Origin of the sequence: Moorena sp. SIO4A1, from assembly GCF_010672065.1 — a bacterium.
GTDB lineage: Bacteria > Cyanobacteriota > Cyanobacteriia > Cyanobacteriales > Coleofasciculaceae > Moorena.
Window position 1 is genome coordinate 1 of sequence record NZ_JAAHHX010000689.1, and the last position, 1492, is coordinate 1492.

A 1492-nucleotide genomic window follows, 5' to 3' on the forward strand; every position below is an offset into this window, starting at 1 on the left:
TTTTGCCAAGCCAGAGATAAGCTATCGATAGATATATCTTGAACAGCTCAAGGGGTGACAAGGGAGCTGTAAACTAGAGAGAATAATGGTTTAAGCCAAACCTAAGCCCAAAAAATCGGGAGGTCTCTGTAGCCTCCCCCAAAGCAAATATGTTTCCTAAATTCTACCAGACGGTGTTGGAGACTCATCTGACTCCTGGCCAATATCTAACACTACAATTGTTAATTTTACTTTTACAAAAGTATCGAAATGTGCGCTTGTCGGACTTAGCTGAACGATTTCCACAACCGATAAAATATCAGAGCAGGGTAAGAAGTTTACAACGTTTTTTAAATTTCCCTAAATTGAGTGCAAAACTTCTGTGGTTTCCCATAATAAAACAAATTTTAAAACAAGAGTTTCGTCCTCATACCTCTAATCGAAAACAAAGAAGACGAAGCCAAAAACTTAAACTTATTCATCAAGGATATCTACTAGTAATTTTAGACAGAACTCAATTGCAAAATCGAAATTTAATGGTGTTAAGTTTAGCTTGGGGTCATCATGCAATTCCTGTGTATTGGCAACTTTTGCCGAAACGAGGAAACAGCAGTTTGGCAGAGCAAAAAAAAGTTATAGCTCCGGTCTTAAGGCTACTGCGTTCTTATCCGGTCCTCGTATTAGGAGACCGAGAATTTCATAGTGTCCAACTGGCTAACTGGCTGCAGGAGAGGAAAGTAGACTTTGCTTTACGTCAGAAAAAGGGCACTTGTATTCAAGATGATGATGCCGTTTATCGACCTCTCAAAGATTTAGGATTTCAACCAGGAATCTCTCGATTTTACTCAAAAATTTCTTACACGAAAGCCCATCAGTTAGGAAAGTTTAATCTAGCGGCTTATTGGAAACGTAAATATCGGAGTCGAGCCAGTAAAGAACCTTGGTATATTCTCACAAGTCTTGATAGCCTACCACGTACTTTATCCTGCTATCCGGCTCGATGGGGTATCGAAACACTATTCAGAGATTTAAAAACTTCAGGCTATAATCTCGAAAATACAAAGGTTAATGAACGACGGTTAATTGCCATTGTTTTGATCATTTCCATTGCTTATACTCTCGCCACTTTACAGGGAAAATATTTACAATATCTAGGAGTGATTGAGTATATTTGTCGTCCAACTGAACCGGACCGTTTAACAGAGCGACATAGTTTTTTTTGGATGGGATTGCACGGTCCCGATTGGGTTCAATCTCTGGCAATTTGGTCGGATTTAGCTTTTGCTCTGATCAGTCTCAAACCTCACAAATCTCTCTATTTCCAGCGGGGACTTAACGCTAAGTCCCTTATCCAGAGTGCTTTGTAGCCTTCTTGTCACCCCTTGAGCTTGAACAGCTGTCTGCAAACCCGTTTAATCCTGATTAATTTTCAATTTTAAATTGTTAATTAATCAGAAAATTTTCCCTGGTTTATATTATTTAAAAGTAGTCAATAGTACATGATATGAACCCT

The 1492-nt window shown here is 38.7% G+C and carries 1 protein-coding gene; it reads left to right on the top strand.

What is annotated here, in order from left to right; all coding sequences use genetic code 11:
• The first annotated feature begins 149 nt into the window (after positions 1–149).
• A complete protein-coding gene (locus tag F6K53_RS41960) occupies positions 150–1346 on the top strand; it encodes an IS4 family transposase (RefSeq protein ID WP_293086377.1) in 1197 nt (398 codons plus the stop codon).
• The last annotated feature ends 146 nt before the right edge of the window (positions 1347–1492 follow it).